16 protein-coding genes and 1 riboswitch are annotated in these 19298 nt (G+C 74.0%); of the genes, 5 read left to right on the top strand and 11 right to left on the bottom strand.

Annotation, left to right across the window (positions count from 1 at the left end; all coding sequences use genetic code 11):
• Positions 1 to 21: 21 nt before the first annotated feature.
• Positions 22 to 2295 carry an ATP-binding protein gene (locus D1J60_RS29695; protein ID WP_125823172.1) on the bottom strand — a complete coding sequence of 758 codons (2274 nt, stop codon included), beginning with the start codon at positions 2293 to 2295 and terminating at the stop codon, positions 22 to 24.
• A gap of 225 nt (positions 2296 to 2520) precedes the next feature.
• On the bottom strand, positions 2521 to 3579 hold the full coding sequence (locus D1J60_RS29690; protein WP_125823171.1) for a helix-turn-helix domain-containing protein: 1059 nt from the start codon (positions 3577 to 3579) through the stop codon (positions 2521 to 2523).
• Between the two features lie 253 nt (positions 3580 to 3832).
• On the opposite strand from D1J60_RS29690, the gene D1J60_RS29685 reads away from it, so the two are divergent.
• From D1J60_RS29685 to D1J60_RS29675, 4 genes are read left to right on the top strand one after another with little or no spacing between them, the layout of a single operon-like run.
• Complete coding sequence (locus D1J60_RS29685; RefSeq protein WP_125823170.1) at positions 3833 to 4234, top strand: SdpI family protein; 402 nt, start codon at positions 3833 to 3835, stop codon at positions 4232 to 4234.
• A 39-nt stretch (positions 4235 to 4273) separates the two neighbouring features.
• The gene (locus D1J60_RS37475) at positions 4274 to 4960 is read left to right on the top strand and encodes a hypothetical protein (protein ID WP_164720991.1); all 687 of its coding nucleotides are present in this window, start codon (positions 4274 to 4276) and stop codon (positions 4958 to 4960) included.
• Positions 4957 to 5565, top strand: coding sequence for an SdpA family antimicrobial peptide system protein (locus tag D1J60_RS29680; protein ID WP_164720990.1), 609 nt, complete (start codon positions 4957 to 4959; stop codon positions 5563 to 5565). Before D1J60_RS37475 ends, D1J60_RS29680 begins: the two co-directional genes overlap by 4 nt.
• Positions 5547 to 6488, top strand: a complete 942-nt coding sequence (locus D1J60_RS29675) for a sporulation-delaying protein SdpB family protein (protein ID WP_206436594.1) — start codon at positions 5547 to 5549, stop codon at positions 6486 to 6488. The genes D1J60_RS29680 and D1J60_RS29675 overlap by 19 nt, the downstream gene beginning before the upstream one ends.
• Before the next feature lie 65 nt (positions 6489 to 6553).
• Here the strand turns inward: D1J60_RS29675 and D1J60_RS29670 are convergent, their stop codons facing one another.
• The 3 genes from D1J60_RS29670 to D1J60_RS29660 form a co-directional block, all read right to left on the bottom strand.
• Positions 6554 to 7747, bottom strand: a complete 1194-nt coding sequence (locus D1J60_RS29670) for an MBL fold metallo-hydrolase (RefSeq protein WP_125823168.1) — start codon at positions 7745 to 7747, stop codon at positions 6554 to 6556.
• Between the two features lie 168 nt (positions 7748 to 7915).
• The gene (locus D1J60_RS29665; protein ID WP_125602605.1) at positions 7916 to 8701 is read right to left on the bottom strand and encodes an SGNH/GDSL hydrolase family protein; all 786 of its coding nucleotides are present in this window, start codon (positions 8699 to 8701) and stop codon (positions 7916 to 7918) included.
• Between the two features lie 163 nt (positions 8702 to 8864).
• Positions 8865 to 9866 carry a M23 family metallopeptidase gene (locus tag D1J60_RS29660; RefSeq protein ID WP_125823167.1) on the bottom strand — a complete coding sequence of 334 codons (1002 nt, stop codon included), beginning with the start codon at positions 9864 to 9866 and terminating at the stop codon, positions 8865 to 8867.
• A 4-nt stretch (positions 9867 to 9870) separates the two neighbouring features.
• A riboswitch (cyclic di-AMP (ydaO/yuaA leader) is annotated at positions 9871 to 10073 on the bottom strand.
• 331 nt (positions 10074 to 10404) lie between these two features.
• Between D1J60_RS29660 and D1J60_RS29655 the strand changes: the two genes are divergently transcribed.
• Entirely contained in the window at positions 10405 to 11172 is a 768-nt protein-coding gene (locus D1J60_RS29655) for a tyrosine-protein phosphatase (RefSeq protein ID WP_125824256.1), read from the top strand.
• Between the two features lie 48 nt (positions 11173 to 11220).
• Here D1J60_RS29655 and D1J60_RS29650 read toward each other — a convergent pair whose 3' ends face one another.
• From D1J60_RS29650 to hpnE, 6 genes are all read right to left on the bottom strand, one after another.
• Entirely contained in the window at positions 11221 to 12624 is a 1404-nt protein-coding gene (locus D1J60_RS29650; RefSeq protein WP_125823166.1) for an aspartate aminotransferase family protein, read from the bottom strand.
• Entirely contained in the window at positions 12621 to 13652 is a 1032-nt protein-coding gene (gene hpnH / locus D1J60_RS29645; RefSeq protein ID WP_125602613.1) for an adenosyl-hopene transferase HpnH, read from the bottom strand. The genes D1J60_RS29650 and hpnH overlap by 4 nt, the downstream gene beginning before the upstream one ends.
• Before the next feature lie 6 nt (positions 13653 to 13658).
• Positions 13659 to 14306 (bottom strand): 1-hydroxy-2-methyl-2-butenyl 4-diphosphate reductase, encoded by a 648-nt coding sequence (locus tag D1J60_RS29640; RefSeq protein ID WP_125823165.1) that lies wholly within the window; start codon positions 14304 to 14306, stop codon positions 13659 to 13661.
• Positions 14306 to 16336: a squalene--hopene cyclase gene (gene shc / locus D1J60_RS29635; RefSeq protein WP_125823164.1), complete on the bottom strand. Its 2031-nt coding sequence runs from the start codon at positions 16334 to 16336 to the stop codon at positions 14306 to 14308. The genes D1J60_RS29640 and shc overlap by 1 nt, the downstream gene beginning before the upstream one ends.
• A 112-nt stretch (positions 16337 to 16448) precedes the next feature.
• Positions 16449 to 17606, bottom strand: a complete 1158-nt coding sequence (locus tag D1J60_RS29630; RefSeq protein WP_125602619.1) for a polyprenyl synthetase family protein — start codon at positions 17604 to 17606, stop codon at positions 16449 to 16451.
• The gene (hpnE, locus tag D1J60_RS29625; protein ID WP_125823163.1) at positions 17603 to 18982 is read right to left on the bottom strand and encodes a hydroxysqualene dehydroxylase HpnE; all 1380 of its coding nucleotides are present in this window, start codon (positions 18980 to 18982) and stop codon (positions 17603 to 17605) included. Before hpnE ends, D1J60_RS29630 begins: the two co-directional genes overlap by 4 nt.
• Positions 18983 to 19298 lie beyond the last annotated feature (316 nt).

Here is a 19298-nt window from a genome sequence, read left to right as displayed (position 1 = left end):
GGGTGTGCTCCTTGCTGGGGTTCATGCCTGTTCGTCGGTCTGGGCGAGGCCGAAGCCCCGCTGGAAGGCCGCCATCAGGCCGGGGTCGTGCAGGGGTTGTTCGGTTTCGTCGGTCCGCCGGGGGGCGGGGGCCTCGCGCAGCTGGGGCACGAGGTGCTGCTGGGCACGGCGCCGGGGAAGGGGCGGTCGCGCCGCTTCGGGGGCGGGGCTCTGCGGGGGGACGCGGTGCGGCGGGGGCTGCGCCGCCCAGGCCCGGGCGGGGCCGGGCCGCGCGCCCGGTTCCGGGGTCCCGGGGCCCGGGTGCCGGGGCCAGGCCGGCTCCAGGCCGGCTGCCGCGCCGGTGCCGGGGTCCAGGGGCCAGGCGGGGTCCGGGTCCGGGGCCTCCTCGGCTGCGGGGCCCCAGGCCCAGACGGATCCGCCGGGTCCCGGCGCGGCGACGACCGGCCCGAGTCCGGCGCCGCCCGCGCCGGGGCCGGGCTCCGCGCCCCACGCCGTCGGCTCGGAACCCGGGGCCGGGGCCGGCGGCAGGGCCGGCGCCAGGACACCGTCCAGCCCCCCGGCCGGCTCCGGCACCGCACCCCCGGCCGGAGCCGCCTCCACGGCCGGAGCCGCTTCCCGGGCCGGGGTGGCTACCGGGCCCCTCTCCGGCGCCTGCCAGAAGCCCCGGGCCGCCCCGCCGGCCGGGTCGACGACGTACGCCGCGTCCGGGACGTCGCCGCCCGCGCGCCGGCCCTCGGCCGCGTACGGCACCGGCACCTGGGCCGGCTCCGGGTCCGGGTGAGCCGCGGGCGCCGGGGTCGGGCCGTCGGCGTCGCCCGCGCGCCGGCCCTCGGCGGCGTACGGCAACGCGGCCGGGTCCGGGTCGGCCGCGGGCGCCGGGGCCAGGCCGTCGGGGCCACCCGGGCGCCGGCCCTCGGCCGCGTACGGCAACGGGGTCCGGGCCGGGCCCGGTTCGGCGGCGGGGGGCGGGGCCGGGCGGGTGGGCCGGGCCGTCGGGGGCAGGGGGTCGCGGGGCACGGGGCGCAGGGTGTCCGGCCAGGAGACGGTGCCCCACGAGGTGGCCCGGGAGCCGCCCGCCGCGTCGGCCGCGCCGGGGGCCTCCGCGCCCAGCAGGCCCTGGGGCAGTACGAGGACCGCCAGCACCCCGCCGTAGATGTTGGACTTCAGCTCGACGGCGATGCCGTGCCGCCGGGCCAGCGCCGAGACCACGAACAGGCCGATCCGCCCGTCGGCCAGCAGGTGCCGGACGCTCACCTGGTCGGGGTCGGCCAGCAGGGTGTTCATCCGGTGCTGCTCCTCCGCCGGCATGCCCAGCCCGCGGTCCTCGACCTCGACGGCGATCCCGGCGGTGACCCGCTCGGCCCGCACCACCACGTCGGTGTCGGGGGCGGAGAACACCGTGGCGTTCTCGACGAGTTCGGCCAGCAGGTGGACCACGTCGGCGACGGCGTGGCCCCGGACGGTGCCGCCCGCCGGTGGCACCACCTTGACCCGGGTGTACTGCTCGACCTCGGCCACCGAGGACCGCAGCACCTCGCTCAGGTCGATGGGCCGGGTCCACTGGCGCCGGGAGGCGGCCCCGCCCAGCACCGCGAGGTTCTCGGCGTGCCGGCGGATCCGGGTGGCGAGGTGGTCGACGTGGAAGAGCTCCTTGAGCAGGTCGGGGTCCTCGACGGTGTCCTCCAGCCCGTCGAGCAGGGAGATCTCGCGGTGCACGAGCGACTGGAGCCGGCGCGCGAGGTTGACGAAGACCTCCACCTTGCGGTCGCTGTCGGTCGGCGCGGCCGGCAGGGCCAGCCGTACGAGGGTCGTCTGCGCCTGCTCCCGGGCGCCGCGCAGCTCCTGCGCGAGCAGCCAGAACTCGTCCACCCCGGCCTGCTCGCCCTCCGGCGGGGCCCCGGCCCGGTCCCCGCGGACGGGGCGGACGGGACCCTCCCCGCGGGCGAGCCGCTCGGCGGCGGTGCGCAGTTCCTCGCGCCCGCGCACGCTGGAGCGGCGCAGCGCCTCGCAGCGGTCCCGGACGGCCTTGGCGGCGCGCTGGGCCCCGAGCAGGGCGGCCGCGAGCGCTCCGACGGCGAGCAGGGCGCAGCCCGCGAGTACGGGCCAGAGCCGGTCGTCGCGCGCTCCGGATCCCCCGCCGAGGTGGAGGGTGAACATGACCGCGGCGGCGCCGCTGAGCCCGGCGGCGAGCGTGGGCAGTACGGCGGCGCGGATCAGCTGGGGGCGTATCTGCCGGCCCGGTCCCTTGACGGCGTGTCTCGACGGGGAGTGGCGGGCGGCGCGGAGTCCGGACATCGGCGTCCTCGGTACGTGGGGCCCGGCCCCCAGCGAGTCGCGGGGCCCGGTGTTGATCACCGGATACCCACGCTAGACCGCACGATCCCGCAGCTGTTGCCCAGTTGGGGAACTTCACCGGGGTGCTTCCCGCTCCCGATGGAGCGCTCGTACGACAGCCCGAATGCGCCGGGAGCGCTTGCTCCCGCACGGGCGGGGGCGTGCGCCGCCGGGGCGGTGCGGGGCTCACAGCTCCTGGCGCGGCCAGTCCAGGAGCCGGGCGCCGATGACGGCGGTCTGCAGCATGTAGCGGTGTTCGGGGTCGGCGGGGTCGGCGCCGGTGAGCTGGTGGACGCGTTCGAGGCGGTAGGTGAGGGTGCGCACGCCCAGCCTGAGGCGCCGGGCCGCGGCGGCGGCGTTGCAGCCCGTGTCGAAGTACGCGGTGAGGGTGTCGAGCAGGGGGACGGCTCCGCCGCGGGCGTCGCGGAGCGGGCCGAGGGTGTGGCGTACGAGGTCGGCCATGGCGTCCCGGTCGCGGGTGAGGACGGGGTAGACGAGGAGTTCGGCGGCGCGCAGTACGGGCCCGGCGAGGTCCATGCGTTCGGCGAGGTCGAGGACGCCCAGGGCCTCCTCGTAGGAGTGGACGACGCCGCCGGCGCCGCTGTGGGGGCGTCCGATGGCGACGGGGGTGCCGTCGGCGGCGGCGCGGGTCTGCCGGGCGAAGTGGGTGAGGACCTCGTCCTGGTCGCCGGGGGCGATGCAGACGAGCCGGCCGTCCTTGGTCGTGAGCAGGATGCGGCGGGCGCCGAAGCGGGCGAACAGCGCCTGTTCCACGCGGCGCAGGAGGGAGCCGGAGTCGTCGTCGGACGCGCGGTGGCCGGCGACGGCGACGGCGTGGGTGTGGGAGAAGCGCAGTCCGAAGCGTTCGGCGCGCTCGGCCAGCCGGCCGAGGTCGCTTCCTGCGTAGAGCAGGTCGTCGACGAACTCGCGGCGGGCGGCCTCCTCTTGGCGGACGGCGGCGTTCTGGGCGTGCTCGAAGCCCTCGACGAAGGCGTCGATCGCCTGCTCGACGGCGGCGAGGAGGCGGTGGGCGGGTGCGTCCGGGCCGGGCCAGGCGGCACGGGTGGCGAGCAGGTGGCCGCCGACGAGGGTCCGCAGGCCGTGGCCGGCCTCGGCGGCCCGCTCCCCGAACTCCCTGCGGGTCCGCAACTCGGCCCGGCTCAGGGGCCGTCCGGTCTCGGCCACGTCGGCGAGGATCCGTTCGTACCCGGCCAGGTATTCGGGGGATATCCGGTGCTCCGCCACCCCGTTCTCCTTTGTTTTCCATGGTCAATGCGGCGTCAAGAGTACGTAAAAGACCGCGAAATACGCCAATTCGCCGACGGCGGGCCCCGGCTGCGGTGCGGGTGACGGACTCCGGCAAGGCGGGGGCGGCGAATCTGCCGGAATCGGGCAGTGAAATGCGGTCCTCAGGCAGCCAGGATGTTCATGATCGTTTGCGGCGCGGGCCACGCTCCGGCCGCATGCCGTTGACGTCTGCGTTCTTGGAGGACGAAAAGTGGATCCGACCGCGGGCTTCGGTTTCGCCGCAGGACTCGTCGCGATGGGCGCGGTGGTCCACTACACGAGGAACCAGGTCGCGAGCGGCGCGACAGGGCGCAACTCGGCGCTGGGAATCCGCACCAGGGCGACCATGGCCTCGGACGGCGCGTGGCGTGCGGGGCACGCGGCGGCCGCTCCGATGCTGACCGTCGCGTTCCTGACCGCCTACGCCGCGGCCGCGGTCTCCCTCGCCCTGGCCGTGGCGGCGGCGTCGACCGGCTCGGGAAGCCCGGCGGCCCTCGTGGTCCCGGCGGCCGGGACCGTGGCGTTCCTCGCGCTCCTCGTGACGGCGGCGGTCAAGGCGAATGCGGCCGCACGCGCGGCCGACGACCCGGACCGCCCGTCCGGCCCGCACTGAACGGCATCGAAGAAACACCACACGTCCAAGGAGGACGGCATGAACTCCCTTTCCAGAAAGACCGTTGCCGCGGCGGCACTCGTCTCGGTCATCGTCGGGGGCGGCATCACCGCCCAGACCGCATTCGCGGACGCGGGCCACGGCACTTCCGCGCCGGGCAGGGCACGGCTCAAGGACGCGGCGAAGAACACCGCGGAATACAGCGATACGGATCTGCTGCGGCTGCTGCTCGCCGCACAGGGGCCGATCGCCGACGCGCACCCCGAGCTGAAGCGGATGCTCGGCTTCGATCCCGCCAAGCCACGGACCGACGACGAGGCGCTCGACCGGGTCATCGCGGGATACCTGGCCGCCCACCCCGGGTTCCACGAGGACACGGCGGCCGGGTTCCACAGTGGCGATCCGGTGCGCGTCGACGCCGCGCTCCGCGACTTCTCGGTCTCCTTCAACAAGTGGCTCGGGCAGACCTCCCGGCCGGCCGGCGACGGCGCGGGCCCGGCCGGGGTGGCCCAGGCGCGCGGCTGGTTCTGGATGGGCGCCTACGTGGCCGTCTACGTGAACGCCGTGGGCGCCGCCAACGCCGTCGCCTACACGAACGCGGGGGTCGCCACCAACGCCCTCGCCACCCTCGTGGTCGTCACCTGGTACCTGGAGGACGGCAGCCCGAACGGCTCGGACATCGAGCGGGACGCGTTCGTCGACGCCCTGACGTCCGCCCTCACGTGAGGCACGGCCCGGCGGCCACGGAGCAGCACGCCGCCGATCACCCCGGTGTCCCGGTCCGGGTCCTGGTCTCCGCCGCGGGAGGCGTCCTGCTGGTCGGGGCCCTGCTGGCCGGATCGGTCTTCTTCTCGCTTCCGAGCAACGTGCTCTCCACGCGCGACGGGGGTGACCTGAGGGCGCTGTCCGCGAGGCTCCTGCCGCAGAGCTGGGCCTTCTTCACCAAGCCCCCGAGCGACCCCGAGTTCGTCCCCTACCTGGTCTCCGACGGTGGCGTCGCGCACGCCGCGCTGCTGCCGAACTCGCGCGCGGAGAACCTCTACGGGCTCACCCGCCGCCAGCGCGCGCAGGGCCCCGAGGTCGCGGCGATGGCGAACCAGGTGCGGAGGTGGCGGGACTGCGAGGGGATCGAGGGGGACTGCCCGGCCGTGGTCGCCGGGTCCCCGGGAGCCGTCTCCGTCAAGAACACATCCCCGGTCCCGACCCTGTGCGGGCGGGTGGTCCTCGTCGAGACGAGGCCGGTCCCGTGGAAGTTCCGTGACCGGTACGAGGGGTGGCGCCTCGACAAGAGGGCCGCCGTGGTGGAGGCGACGTGTTCGGGGAACGACTGACGGCGGTGCTGGAGCGGTCCGTCCGCCGCTTCCCGGCCGAGTCCCGGGCCCTCGGGGCGGGCAGGTCGGTGATCGCCCTGGCCCAGGCGTCCGTCCTGGCGTTCACCCCGGCGTCGCACCTCTTCGTGCCGGTGGGCGGCACCGAGACCGGCTGCTCGGCCCCGGTGCAGGCCGTGTCGCTGTACTGCCTGGCGGACACGGCGGACCGGCAGGTGGTCAGCCTGGTGGTGCTGGCCCTGCTCCTCGTCGTCGCGAGCGGGATCCTGCCCCGCTTCACGACCGTCCTGCACTTCTGGGCGTCCCTCTCCCTGGGCCAGTCGGTCTCGCTGCCGGACGGGGGCGACGCCGTCGCCCAGGTCGTCACCTTCTTCCTCGTCCTGGCCTGCGCCGGTGACAGGAGGACCTGGCACTGGCAGCGGCCCCGCGGCGGGGACCGGGCGGGATCGGTCTGGACGGGGATCGCCTGGGCGGGCTGGTGGGGGGTGCGGCTCCAGGTCGCGTACATCTACCTCGACAGCGCCCTCGCGAAGCTGCCCGTCGGCCCGTGGTCGGAGGGCAGTGCGACGTACTACGTCGCGCGCATGGAGAACTTCGGGGCGGCCGGCCTGTTCGCCGACCTGTTCCGGTGGGCGACGGGGATCACCCTGATCGCCCTCCTGACCACCTGGGGGACCATCCTCGCGGAAGGCCTGATCGCCCTGTTCCTGCTGCGCCGGGAGTCCCGGCAGGCCGTGGCCGCGGCGATCAGCGCGGCCCTGCACGTCCTGATCGTCCTTCAGATCGGGATCGTGTCCTTCGGGTTCGTCATGGTGGGGGCGGTGCTGTGCGCGGCCTCCCGGGGCGTCGACGCGTACGCCCCGTACTGGCGCGGCCGGCTCTCACACCGGCCGCCGGCCGGTCTCACCGCCCGCCTCCAGCCCTAGGAAACGGCCGTCGGCCGTGGTGCGCACGTTCCCGTGCGCACCACGGCCGACGGCCGTTTCGCGTGTCACCGCTCCCCGGCCAGGTCCAGGTCTGGGGTCCGGGTACCGCCGCGCGGCAGGTCCTGCGGAGCCGGGGTGCGCCACGGGTGGGCGATGGGCGTGGAGACCGGGCGCCACCAGGGCTCGACGGGCAGCGTCCCGGCGGGCTCGAAGGGCTCGCCGGGGCGCGGGGCGGCGACGCGCTGGCCCGCGCCCTCGGCGGCGTCGAGCGTCCACTCGGCGGGCTCGGCCCAGGCGTGGAAGGCCAGGTTGAAGGTGCCCCAGTGGATCGGCAGCAGCGTGCCGGCCGGGGTGCCGCCCTGGAGGTCGAGGTGGGCCCGCAGGCCCTCCTCGGGGGTCATGTGGATGTCGGGCCAGTACTCCGAGTAGGCGCCGATCTGGATCATCGTGGCGTCGAACGGGCCGTGCTCGGCGCCGATCTCCTTGAAGCCCGGGAAGTAGCCGGTGTCCCCGCTGTGGAAGATCCGGTGCTCCGCGCTGCTGACGACCCAGGAGGCCCACAGGGTGAACTGCTGGTTGCGCAGGCCGCGCCCGCAGAAGTGACGGGCGGGAGTGGCGGTGAGGGTGAGGCCCGCGACCTCGGTCGACTCGTTCCAGTCGAGTTCGCGCAGCCGGTCCGGCGAGACGCCCCAGCGCTCCAGGTGCGCGCCGACGCCCAGCGGGACGGCGAAGACCGTGTCCGTGCGGGCCAGGGCCTTGATGGTGGGGAGGTCGAGGTGGTCGTAGTGGTCGTGAGAGATCACGACGACGTCGACGGAGCCCAGCGAGGCCAGCGGCACCGGGACGGGGTGGAGCCGCTTGGGCCCGGCGAAGGGGAAGGGGGAGCAGCGGTCGCCCCACACGGGGTCGAAGAGGACGCGGCGCCCGTCGATCTCCGCGAGGATGCTGGAGTGGCCCATCCAGGTCAGCCGGAGCCCGCTGGCCGGCGGCTTGGCCAGGTCGGCGAGGGTGGTCGGGTGGACGGGGATCGGCGCTTCGGGGCTGCGGCGGGCCCGCTGCTCCTTGTGGAAGTAGAGCTTGGCGAACTCCGCCATCGATCCGGAAGGCCTGGTCCGGGCCCCCACCGGGTTCTGGAAGACGCCGTCGGCGAAGTTCGGCGAGCGCAGGATCCGCTCCAGCCGTGCGCCGGACGGGTCCGCGCCGAAGGCTTCGGGCCGCAGGGCGCGCAGCCGGGGACGCGGGGGAAGGGAGCCGGTCAAGGCGCCTCCTGGGAGGGTGCGGGACAGGACGGTCGAGTGCTACGACCATCCCAACGCACACCGGCCCCCGAGGATTCCGCCGCGCGGTGTCCGGACAGCCGTGGCGGCCGTCACCCCGCTGCCCGTCCCCCGCCGCCCCTCCCCCGCTCCCCCTCCCCCGCGCGTCCGTTACAGCGGCAGCAGGTCCGGGCGCTTGGCCTCGACGTGGTCGCCGGAGGACTCGCCGCGCAGCCGGCGGCCGATCCACGGGACGAGGTGCTCGCGCGCCCACTGGATGTTGTCGCGGGTGACGTCGACCGAGCCGCGCGGCGGGACGGGCGGCCAGGGCTGGTCCGGGTCGGCCGGCACCTCGTAGCCGAGGACCTGTGCGGCGCGCAGCGCGACGCGGGTGTGGCCCTCGGGCGAGAGGTGGAGCCGGTCGTGGTCCCAGGCCCGGCGGTCCTGGACGGTCTTGAGGGACCACAGGTCGAGCACGGGGCAGTCGTAGCGGTCGGCGATGGCGCGGACGTGGACGTTGTACGTCGCGATCTTGCCGCGCAGGTGCTTGAGGACCGGCACGCCCCGCGTGTCGAAGCCGGTGGTGATCATCACGAGGCCCACGGAGGCCTTGAGGTCGGCGAGGGCCGCCTCGAACCGTTCCGCGACGTCGTCCGGGTCGCTGCCGGGGCGGATGATGTCGTTGCCGCCCGCGCAGAAGGTCACGAGGTCGGGGGCGAGTTCCTTGGCTCTCGGGACCTGGTCGGCCACGATCTGGTCGAGTACTTTGCCCCGCACGGCCAGATTCGCGTACCGGAAGTCGTGCTCGTCGCGCTGATCGGCCAGGAGTACGGCGAGGCGGTCCGCCCAGCCGAGGTAAGAATCCCCGGGTCCCGGGTCTCCCACGCCTTCGGTGAAGCTGTCCCCGATCGCCGCGTACGAGCCGATGGTCTTCAGTGTCGTCTTCGTCGCTGCCACAGGACAGCATCCTTCACCTTGGCAACCAACCTACGCCAACGTAATGAGGGGTTGACGGGCCGTGATCTATACCACGCGGGGGATAAGGAATAAGTACACGCGGGGCCGGGACCCCCCTCGGGCCCCGGCTCCGCGCGCGTCCTCGTGCCGACGGCGGGTGCCGTCAGATGCTCACGCCCTTGGAGCGGAGGTAGGCGAGCGGGTCGATGTCCGAGCCGTAGGACGGCCCCGTGCGGATCTCGAAGTGGAGGTGCGGGCCGGTCACGTTGCCGGTCGCGCCGGAGAGGCCGATGGCCTGGCCGCCGGTGACGCTCTGGCCGACGGAGACGGAGAGCGAGGAGAGGTGGCCGTACTGGGAGTACTTGCCGTCGGCGTGCCTGATGACGACCTCGTTGCCGTACGCACCGCCCCAGCCTGCGGAAACCACGGTGCCCGCGCCGACGGCCCGGACGGTGGTGCCGGTGCTCGCGATGAAGTCGACGCCGGTGTGGTAGCCGGAGGACCACATGGCGCCGCTCGTGCGGTACTGGGTGGAGACGCCGCCGCCGACGGGGGCGGTGAAGCCGGACGCGGCGGCCGGCGCGGCGGGCGCTGCGGCCTTCTCGCTCTTGGCGGCGGCGCCGGAGCCCTGGGCGGCCGCGCCGCCGGACGTACGGCTGGGCTTGCCGGCGGTAGTCTTGCCCGCGGCCTTCGGGGCCTTGCCGTTCAGGCCCTCGGGCGCGGCCGGAGCCTCGCTGGAGGATTCCTCGACCGGGGCCGCAGGGGCCTTGGGGGCGGGGGCCGCGTCCTGGCCGCCGACGAGGTTCAGCTTCAGGCCCGGGTGGATGAGGGAGGGGTCGGCGCCGACGGCCTCGCGGTTGTCGGCGTACAGCTGCTCCCAGCCGCCCTCGATGTGGCGCTCGGCGGCGATCTTGGAGAGGTAGTCGCCCGGCACGACCGTGTAGACGGTGGGTGCCGCCGCCGTGGGGGCGGCCGCGGGGGCGGCGGAGCGGAGGGCCTGCGGGGCCTGCGCGCTCTGGGCGGGGACGGACGCGGCCGGGGCGGCGTTGGCGCCGGCGGCACCCATCAGCGGGAGCGCGAGGGCCGCTCCGCCGGTTCCGGCGACGGCGAAGCCACGGGATATCGAACGGGACTTCGGACGGCGGTGCTTACCCTTTCCGGGCATGGCGAATTCCTCTCCGGCGCCTGCGAGGTGAGCTGTCGGGTTCGGACTGGAGATGTCCGGCCGTACGTGCGGTGCACGGGTTCGGCTTCACCCCTAGCTGCGCCGGAAATGATCCGGAACAGCGGCCTACCTGGTTCCCCCGCTCCTGCCGCGCGCGATGGTCGGGTGCGGTTCCCGGGCGGCGGCAGGATTAGGCGGTCCACCCGGATCGATCGCGAAGGTAATCGAGCGGGGTGGCGGGCAACAAGCCGCGAATTCCCTGACGGATTCGCAGATTGGGGGGATCAATGGAATTCCGGTCACCCTGCGTCCATTCCGCACCATCAACAACCGCTCTCACAAGGCAATTCGGTTCCCGCGATCAGGCACGCACGGTCACCGTATGATCTGGCTCACGGGGCCGGGCCCGATCTCGCCTCCACATATGGCAAGTTGGTCCCAACCGGACCAATTCGGACACCACGACCCACGCGGAGGAGTACACGTGACCCAGCAGATACCCCAGCCCCTTCCGGCCGGACCCGAACGCGGCACGGAGATGACGGGAGTGCGCAACTTCCGTGACGTGGGCGGGTTGCCGACCACGGACGGACGGAGGGTCAGGCCGGGACGACTGTTTCGAAGCGGACATCTGGCGCATGCCACCGAAACCGATACAGAGTTCCTCGCCTCGCTGGGGCTGCACACCGTCTTCGACTTCCGCAACGCGGCCGACCACGCGCTGGAGGGCCCGGACGTCGAACTGCCGGGCGTGCGCAACGTGAACATCCCGCTGACGGATCCGGCCGACGGCCGGGAGTTCTGGAAGATGGTCCGCGACGGCGAGCTCGACCAGCTCCGCGGCCTCCTGGGCGAGGGCCGGGCCGCCGCCCGCATGACGGACTCGTACCGCACGATCATCCGCACCCGCACCGCCGAACACAGCCGCGTCGTGCACGCCCTCGCGCTGGACAGCGTGCCGGCTCTGATGCACTGCGCCGCCGGCAAGGACCGGGCCGGGCTGTCGGTCGCGGTGACGCTGCTCGCGCTGGGCGTGGAACGCGAGGCGATCGTGGCGGACTACCTGGAGTCCAACGTCCCGCACAACCGCTACCGGGTGCGCCGGGGCAGCGACGCCCCCGAGGCCCGCTCCCCCGAGGTGATGGAGCTGCTGGCGCCGCTGTTCGACGCGCGCGCGGAGTACCTGCTCGCGGCCTTCGCCGTCATCGACGAGCAGTGGGGCGGGGTGGGGCGCTACCTCACCGAGGGGCTCTCGCTCGCGCCCGAGGCCCTGGAGCGGCTGCGGGACCGGCTCCTGGAGGGCTGAGGCGGGACGGCCGGAGGGGCCCGTCGGGGACCCCTCCGCCGCCGCGCCTCAGCGGTTGCCGACCGCCTGCTTCACCAGGGTCCGGCCGAAGTCCCACATCAGGGCGCCCCCGCCGTGCGCCTCGTCCATGACCTCCTGGAAGGCCCCGACGAAGCGCTCCACGTCCGCCTCGTCCACGATCAGCGGCGGGATCAGCTTGATGACCTCCAGGTGGTCCCCGGAGACCTGGGTGAGGATCCGGTGCCTGCGCAGCAGCGGCACCACGACCATCTGCGCGAACAGGCCCTTGCGGGCCGCCTGGAGCATCGCCCACCGGCTGCGCAGCCCCAGGGAGGAGGGCTTGCCGAACTCGATGCCGATCATCAGTCCGCGCCCGCGCACCTCGTGCAGCAGCTCGTACCGCTCCACGAGCGCCGCCAGGCGCCCGCGCAGCAGGTCGCCCATGGCCCGGGCGTTGGCCACCACCTGCTCGTCCTCCATGACGGACAGGACCGCGAGGCCCGCCGCCATCGCCTGGGCGTTGGAACCGAAGCTGGCGGAGTGCACCAGCACCCGGTCCATGGACGAGTAGACCTTCTGGAAGATCCAGTCCCTGCCCAGGGTCGCGCCGACGGGCACGTACCCGCCGGAGAGGGCCTTGGCCACGCACACCAGGTCCGGCTCCACGCCCACTTCGTGCTGGTACGCGTAGAAATCGCCGGTCCGTCCGAGGCCGGTCTGCACCTCGTCGGCGATGAGCAGGGCCTTGTGCCGGTGCAGCAGCTCCTGCGCGGCGCGCAGGAATCCGGGCGGTGCTGCGTGCACGCCCTTGCCCTGGACCGGCTCGACCACGAAGGCGGCGACGTCCCCGCGGGCGAGTTCGCGTTCCAGCGCCGCCAGGTCCCCGAGGGCGATCTTCGTGTCGGGGAGCAGCGGGGCGAACCCGTCGCGGAAGCCGCCTTCGCCGTTGACCGACAGCGAGCCGGTGGTCAGCCCGTGGAAGGCGTGGTCGCAGTAGAGGATCCTGGGCCGCCCGGTGGCGTAGCGGGCGAACTTCAGGGCGGTCTCCACCGCCTCGGTGCCGCTGTTGCCGAAGAAGACGCGGTCGAGGTGCGGGCTGTAGGACAGCAGCTTCTCGGCCAGCAGACCGGGCAGCGGCTGGCAGTCGAAGCGGGTGAGGTCGGCGAGCTGGGCGTCCAGGACGTCGTGCAGGGCCTGGCGGACGACCGGGTGGTGCCGGCCAAGGCCCATCACCCCGAAGCCGGCCAGCATGTCGAGGTAGTCGTTGCCCTCGGCGTCCCAGAAGTGGGCGCCCTCGGCCCGTTCGTAGACCTTGTCGAAGCCGATGGTGTGCAGCATGCGGGGCAACTGGTGGTTGAGGTGGCGGGAGTGCAGCTCGTAGCGCTCCCCGCCGCGCTCGGCGAGCAGCGCGGCGAGGTCGAAGCCCCGCCGCGCTCCCTGTCCGCCGCTCACGCCGACGCGTCCCGGTTGGCCGCCACGGTCTCCCGGGCGGCGCGCAGGGACTCCTTGAGGGAGCCCATGGTGGCGAGGACGGCGGTGGGCTCGTAGCCGCAGTGCGCCATGCAGTTGGCGCAGCGCGGGTCCTTGCCGCGGCCGTACTTGCTCCAGTCGGTCTCCTCGATGAGCTCCCGGTACGTGGGCACGTAGCCGTCGCTCATCAGGTAGCAGGGGCGCTGCCAGCCGAAGAGCGAGTAATTGGGAATGGCCCAGGCCGTGCAGGGGAAATCGGCCTTTCCTTCGAGGAAGTCGAGGAAGAGCGGGGAGTGGTTGAGCCGCCAGCGGCGGCGGTTGCCGCCCGCGAAGGCCTTCTTGAAGAGTTCCCGGGTCTGTTCGACGCCGAGGAAGTGTTCCTGGTCGGGCGCCTTTTCGTAGGCGTAGGCGGGCGAGATCATCATTTCGTCGACCTGGAGGTCGTCATTGAGGAAGTTCAGTACCTCGATGATCGTCTGCGGGGTGTCGGTGTTGAAGAAGGTGGAGTTGGTGGTGACCCGGAATCCGCGGCGCTTCGCCTCCTTGATGGCGGCTACGGCCTCGTCGAAGACGCCTTCCTTGGCGACGGATTCGTCGTGGCGTTCGCGCAGTCCGTCGATGTGGACGGCGAAGGCGAAGTAGGGGGACGGGGTGAACTTCTCGATCTTCTTCCGGAGCAGCAGTGCGTTGGTGCAGAGGAACACGTATTTCCGGCGGGCCACCAGCTGGCGCACGATCTCGTGGATCTGCGGGTGCATCAGGGGTTCGCCGCCCGCGATGGAGACCATGGGCGCGCCGGACTCCAGGACCGCGCCGACCGCCTGGGCGACGGGCATGCGCTGCTTGAGCACTCCGGCCGGGTGCTGGATCTTCCCGCAGCCCTCGCAGGCGAGGTTGCAGGCGTAGAGCGGCTCCAGCTCGACGATCAGCGGGAACTTCTCGCGCTTGCGGAGCTTCTGTTCGAGAAGATAGGTCCCGACCCTGATGGACTGTCGCAGGGGCATGGCCATCTGGATTCACCTCCTGGGAAGCAGCAACGAACGGTGCCATTCGTAAAACGCGGGCATTACTGCACGTAGTACACGGAAGGCAGATATTCCACCGCGAACCGTGCCGATACGGACGAGCTCGTGCTCCGGAGCGTCCACGATCACCCGGACGGCCGCAACCGGGCGTCCCGGTGACGCGGCGGTCCACAGGGTGGCCGCGGACTCCATGTCGACCGCGACGGCGCCGGTGGCGCGCAGCTGCGCGCGCTCCTGGCCCCGGACGACGTGGTCGGATCCGGTCAGTGCGCCGGTGTGCACGGTCCGGCCGGGTGCGGCGCGGGCCAGTGCCTCGGCGAGCAGGGCGGTGCCGGTGCAGCCGACGGCCCCGCGGGGGTCGCGGGTCTCCTCGGCGACGACCAGGTCGCCGGGGTGCATGCCGGGCACCAGGCCGGCGCAGAACCCGGTCGCGAGGACGGCCGCCCGGTCCATGCCCGGCCGCGCCAGGGCCCGGGCGACGGACCGGTCGGCTGCGCGCGGTCCCATGCCGGTACGCAGGACCGTGCCGGCGCCCGCGGCAGCGCGGCCCGCGCTGCGCAGGGCCGCCTCCTCGATGCGCAGGGCGCAGGCGACCAGCAGCGGGGGTCGGGGGCCGGCCCCGGCGGCCCCGGCGGGCATCAGGACTCCCCCGCGGCCGGGATGCTCCGGCGCTGCGGGCCGAACGGTTCTCCGTGGAGGTACCGGCCGAGGGCGGTGAGCGGGAACACCTGCCGGTAGAGGTGGTAGTTGATGGAGAAGTCCCAGGGGAAACCGGTGCCGGTGAAGTACGGCTCGTCCCAGGTCCCGTCGGGGCGCTGGGTCTCCACCAGGTACGCGAGTCCCCGGGCGACGGCGTCGCCGTCCCGCTCCCCCGCCGACAGCAGGGCCATCAGGGCCCACGCGGTCTGCGAGGCGGTCGAGGCACCCCTCCCGGCCCAGGAGCGGTCCCGGTAGGAACGCTGGTCCTCGCCCCAGCCGCCGTCCTCGTTCTGTACGGACTCCAGCCAGCGGACGGCCCGGCGGACGGCGGGGTGCGAGGGCGCGATCCCGGCGGCGGTGAGGGCCGGGACCACCGACCCGGTCCCGTACACGTAGTTGGTGCCCCAGCGGCCGAACCAGGGCCCCTCCGGCTCCTGTTCGGCGAGCAGCCAGGCGATGCCGCGCCGGGTGCGCGGGTCGGCGGCCCTGCCCTCGGCGGCGAGCATCTCCACCACGTGGGCGGTGACGTCCGCCGAGGGCGGGTCGATGACCTCCCCGAAGTCACAGAAGGGGAGCCGGTTGGGCAAGGGGCTGGTGTTGTCGGCGTCGAAGGCGCCCCAGGCGCCGTTCTTCGACTGCATCCCGAGGTTCCAGGACACCCCCCGCGCGATGGCCGCCTCGACCCTGCCCGGTTCGGGGTGGCGGATCCGGCGGAGCGCCAGGACCACCTCGGCGGTGTCGTCGATGTCGGGGTAGTTGTCGTTGTGGAACTCGAAGGCCCAGCCGCCGGGGGCGAGTCCGGGACGGCGCACGGCCCAGTCCCCCGGACGGCGGACCTCCTCGCCGAGCATCCAGTCGGCGGCCTTGACCAGGGCGGGGTGGTCGGGCGGCAGACCCGCGTCGGCCAGGGCGATGGCGGCGAGGCAGGTGTCCCAGACCGGGGACTGACAGGCCTCGACCATCCGGGCGCCGTCCTCGCGCCACACGGTGAAGCGGTCGAGGGACTCCAGCCCGGCCCGCATCACCGGGTGCCCCAGGTCGTAGCCGAGCAGGTGCAGGGCGATCACGGAGTAGACGGCGGGGGGCTGGATCCCGCCCCAGCAGCCGTCGTTCTCCTGGCGTTCGACGATCCAGCGGCCGGCGGCCGCCATGGCCGCCTTCCTCAGCCGGCGCGGGGCGACCCGCCGGTAGAGGTGCAGGGCCCTGTCCATGCGCTGGAAGGCCCCGTCCCAACTGGCCAGCGGTGCGAGGGGTTTGGCGGGGCTGGGGTCGCGGGCGTCGGCGTGCAGCTCGTCCAGCGCGAAGGGGGCCCGGCGGACCGGCCGCAGCGCGGAGACCACGGTGAGCGGGACGATGGTCTGGCGGGCCCAGCAGCCGAAGTCGTAGATGTTCAGCGGCACCCACGGCGGCAGGAACACCAGCTCGGGCGGCAGCTCCGGCAGCTGGTCCCAGCTCCACCAGCCGAACAGGGCCAGCCAGATCCGGGTGAACACCCGGGCGGCGGCGATCCCGCCGTGGGCGCGGATCCAGGCCGAGGCGCGGGTCATGTGCGGGGCGTCGGGCGGGTCCCCGGCCAGGCGCAGGGCGACGTACGCCTCGATGGTGGCGGAGAGTTCGGGCGGTCCGCCGTGGAAGGTGGCCCAGGTGCCGTCGTCGCGCTGCTCGCCCCGGATGAAGAGGGCCGCGGCGCGGGTGACGGCCTCGTCCCGGATGCCGAGGAACTGCCGCAGCAGCAGGTCCTCCGCGTCCATGGTGACGTTGGTCTGGAGGTCGCCCTTCCACCAGCCCGCCGGGTCCTGGCGGGCCAGCAGCTCGCCGACCGCCCGGTCGACGGCCTCCCGTACGCCCGTCGGCAGGCCGGTGCCGTCGCCGGACGGGCCGACGGCCGTGGCGGCCGGGGCCGTCGTGGTTTCGTGTCGCGGATCCGCGCCGTCGGTGATCGCACCGCCGCCGTCGGTCGTCGCTGTCATGGCTTCCCCTTCGAACAGAGCTTCGGCTGTGCCCGGGTCTGCCGTCGGCCGGGGTCCCTAGGGGGGATCCCCGGCCGGCGACTCGCGATTCATATCCACTTTCCGGCGGAGCTCACCTCTTGCGCACGACGACGAAGTCGGCGAGGGCCACGAGCTGCTCCCGCACGCGCTGCGGCATGTCCACGTCGTCCAGCGCCCGGACGGCGATGGCGTGCTGGCGGCGCGCCTCGTCCGCGGTCCACTGGCGGCCGCCCGCGGCCTCGATGAGGGCGGCGCGGTGGGCGAACTCCTCCTCGGAGAAGTTCTCGAAGTCGTTGCTCTTGGCGTCGGCCGCGAGCAGCCGTGCGAGCTCCTCACACGCGGGTCCGCCCGCGGCGAGGGCCGCGACGACGGGCAGGGACTTCTTGCGCTGGCGCAGGTCGCTCCAGGTCTGCTTGCCCGTGGACTCCGGGTCGCCCCAGATGCCGAGGAGGTCGTCGACGGCCTGGAAGGCGAGGCCGAGGTGGTAGCCGTACTCCTCCAGCTTGTCGGCGGTGCGGTCGTCGGCGCCGCCGAGCACGGCGCCGATCGACACCGAGCACGCGAGCAGGGCTCCGGTCTTGTTCCCCTCCATCTCCAGGCACTCCTGGACGCTGACGCGCTCGCGGTGCTCGTACGAGATGTCCTGGGCCTGGCCGTCGATGAGCTTGCGGCTTGCGGTGGTCAGGCGGCGGGTCGCCCGCCCGGCCTCGACGGTGCCGAGTTCCAGCAGCACCTCGTTGGCGAGGGCGAACAGGGCGTCGCCGACGAGGATCGCGAGGGCGGGGCCGTGCACCTTCCACACCGTGTCGCGGTGGCGGCGCTGCTCGTCGCCGTCCATCAGGTCGTCGTGCAGCAGCGAGAAGTTGTGGACCAGCTCGACGGCGACGGCGCCGGGGATGCCGACCTCGGCGGCGGCGCCCGCCGCCTCGGCGGAGAGCAGCGCGAGGGCGGGGCGCACGGCCTTGCCGCCGTCGCCGTCCGCCGGGTTGCCCTGGGCGTCGATCCAGCCGAAGTGGTAGGCGGCGACGGTGTCCATGGGCGCCGCGAGCCGGCTCACCGCCGCGCGGAGCACGGGCGTCGACAGGTCGCGGCCGCGTTCGAGGAGGGCGAGGGTGTCGGCGTTCCCCGCTCCCCCTCCGGCCGCGCCCGTGCCGGCATCCGTGTTCTCGACAGCCGGGTTCCCCGGGTTCACTGGCTCTCCTCTGGTTCCTGTGCGTGCTGTGCCGGTGGTGCTGGTGGTGATGCTCATACCGCCTCCTGCAGGGGGTGTTCGCGGGGGCGGCCGAGAGCGGCCAGCGCGGCGTGCGCCGCGCCGAGGCCGCTGCGGACGGCGCTCTCCATGGTCGCGGGCCAGCCGGTGGCGGTCCACGCACCCGCGAGGTAGAGCCCCGGCGTGTCGGTCCGGGGGCCCGGGCGCAGCCGGCCGACGCCGGGGCTGGGGGCGAAGGTGGCGGTCCGCTCGCGGGTGACGAAGAAGTCCCGTACCTTCGCGCCGCGGGCGGCCGGCAGCAGCCGTTCCAGCTCGGGCAGGTACTTGGCGCGCAGGACGGAGACGGGCTCGTCGATGTCGTCCTGGGCGACGGACTGGGACAGCGCCAGGTACTGGCCGCCGTCGGTGAGTCCGGAGGCGTCGGTGCGGTCGAAGACCCACTGGACGGGGGTGCCCAGCGCGGCGAAGAAGGGCTGCTTGAGCACCTTGCGGTCGTAGACGACGTGGACGTTGAGGATGGGGGCGGTGCCGATGTCGAGGAGCTTGTCCGGGTCGGCCAGTGCCCCGGCGGGCAGCAGGGCGTGCGCCTCGCGCTGGGGGACGGCGAGGACGACGGTGCCCGCGTCGAGGGACTCGCCCTCGGTGTCGACCCGCCAGCCGCCGTCCTCGGTGCGGGTGACGGCGGTGACCCGGGTGCGCAGTTCGGTGCGCACGCCGGCGGCGTCGAGGGCCTTGCGGGCGAGGGTGTCGTGGAGGTCGCCGAGCGGGACCCGGGCCCAGCCGATGTCGGCGGCGCCGTTCTCGGAGAGCAGGCCGGTCTTGAAGACCATGGCGGCCAGGCCCAGCGAGGAGTCCGCGGCGGTGGCGTTGAGGGTGGCGATGCCGACGAGGTCCCACAGGGCTGCGACGGTGCGCGGGGACTGGCCGTAGCGGGCGAGCCAGGTGCCGAAGTCGAGGCCGTCGAGGGCCGGGTCGGCGGGGTCGAGGCGGCGCAGCGCCAGGGCGGCGCGGCCGACGCTCGCGCGCTCGGCGAGCGAGAGGTGCGGGTACGTGGCCAGCGAGGCGGCCAGGTGCAGGGGTACGGGCAGCGCGCTGCGGCGCAGCCGTCCGAGGCGGGGCCCGCGGGGGTGGGCCACGTCGAGGACGGGCACGTCGAGCCGGTCCTGGAGGGGGGCGAGGGCCGCGCCGTCGACGCGGTCCAGGAACCACCGGTAGGCGGTGCAGCAGCGCAGGTAGACGTGCTGGCCGTTGTCGACGGTCAGGTCGCCGCGCTTGAAGGAGAAGGCGAGGCCGCCGAGCCGGGGCCGCCCTTCGAGGAGGGTGACCCGCAGTCCGGCGTCGGCGAGTTCCAGCGCGGCCGTGACGCCGGCGAGGCCGCCGCCGATGACGACGGCGCGGTGGTCGCTGGCGCTCATGAGGCCTCCCATGTGGTGCGGTGGCCCTGCGGGCCGGGGTGTACTGCGCTGCGGGCGGAGCCCGCACGTACGGACGCGCGCACGCTCCACGGGGTTGCCCGCCGGCCGGCGGTGGCCCGCCCCGGCACGGCCGGTCCCAGGCCGGTACGGCCCTGCGGGCGGGTCCCGCCGGCGCCGCCGCCGGATCGCTGACCCGGGTGGCCCGGGCCGACGGCGGCCGAGGCGGACGGACGGGTGGCACGGGCCCGTGCCGGGCCCGCACCCGCGGCCGACGGGGCCGTCGCACGGGTGACGGAGGCCGGGGCCGGGCGGGTGC

It is taken from the genome of Streptomyces sp. W1SF4 (genome assembly GCF_003950035.1).
Taxonomy (GTDB): Bacteria; Actinomycetota; Actinomycetes; order Streptomycetales; family Streptomycetaceae; genus Streptomyces; species Streptomyces racemochromogenes.
This window is presented reverse-complemented; position numbering and strand designations above follow the sequence as displayed.

Coding starts and splice junctions, on each gene's coding strand:
- D1J60_RS29695 (WP_125823172.1), bottom strand. CDS start 2,295: ATGTCCGGACTCCGCGCCGCCCGCCACTCCCCGTCGAGACACGCCGTC.
- D1J60_RS37475 (WP_164720991.1), top strand. CDS start 4,274: ATGAACTCCCTTTCCAGAAAGACCGTTGCCGCGGCGGCACTCGTCTCG.
- D1J60_RS29660 (WP_125823167.1), bottom strand. CDS start 9,866: ATGCCCGGAAAGGGTAAGCACCGCCGTCCGAAGTCCCGTTCGATATCC.
- D1J60_RS29655 (WP_125824256.1), top strand. CDS start 10,405: ATGACGGGAGTGCGCAACTTCCGTGACGTGGGCGGGTTGCCGACCACG.
- hpnH (WP_125602613.1), bottom strand. CDS start 13,652: ATGGCCATGCCCCTGCGACAGTCCATCAGGGTCGGGACCTATCTTCTC.
- D1J60_RS29640 (WP_125823165.1), bottom strand. CDS start 14,306: ATGCCCGCCGGGGCCGCCGGGGCCGGCCCCCGACCCCCGCTGCTGGTC.
- shc (WP_125823164.1), bottom strand. CDS start 16,336: ATGACAGCGACGACCGACGGCGGCGGTGCGATCACCGACGGCGCGGAT.
- D1J60_RS29630 (WP_125602619.1), bottom strand. CDS start 17,606: ATGAGCATCACCACCAGCACCACCGGCACAGCACGCACAGGAACCAGA.
- hpnE (WP_125823163.1), bottom strand. CDS start 18,982: ATGAGCGCCAGCGACCACCGCGCCGTCGTCATCGGCGGCGGCCTCGCC.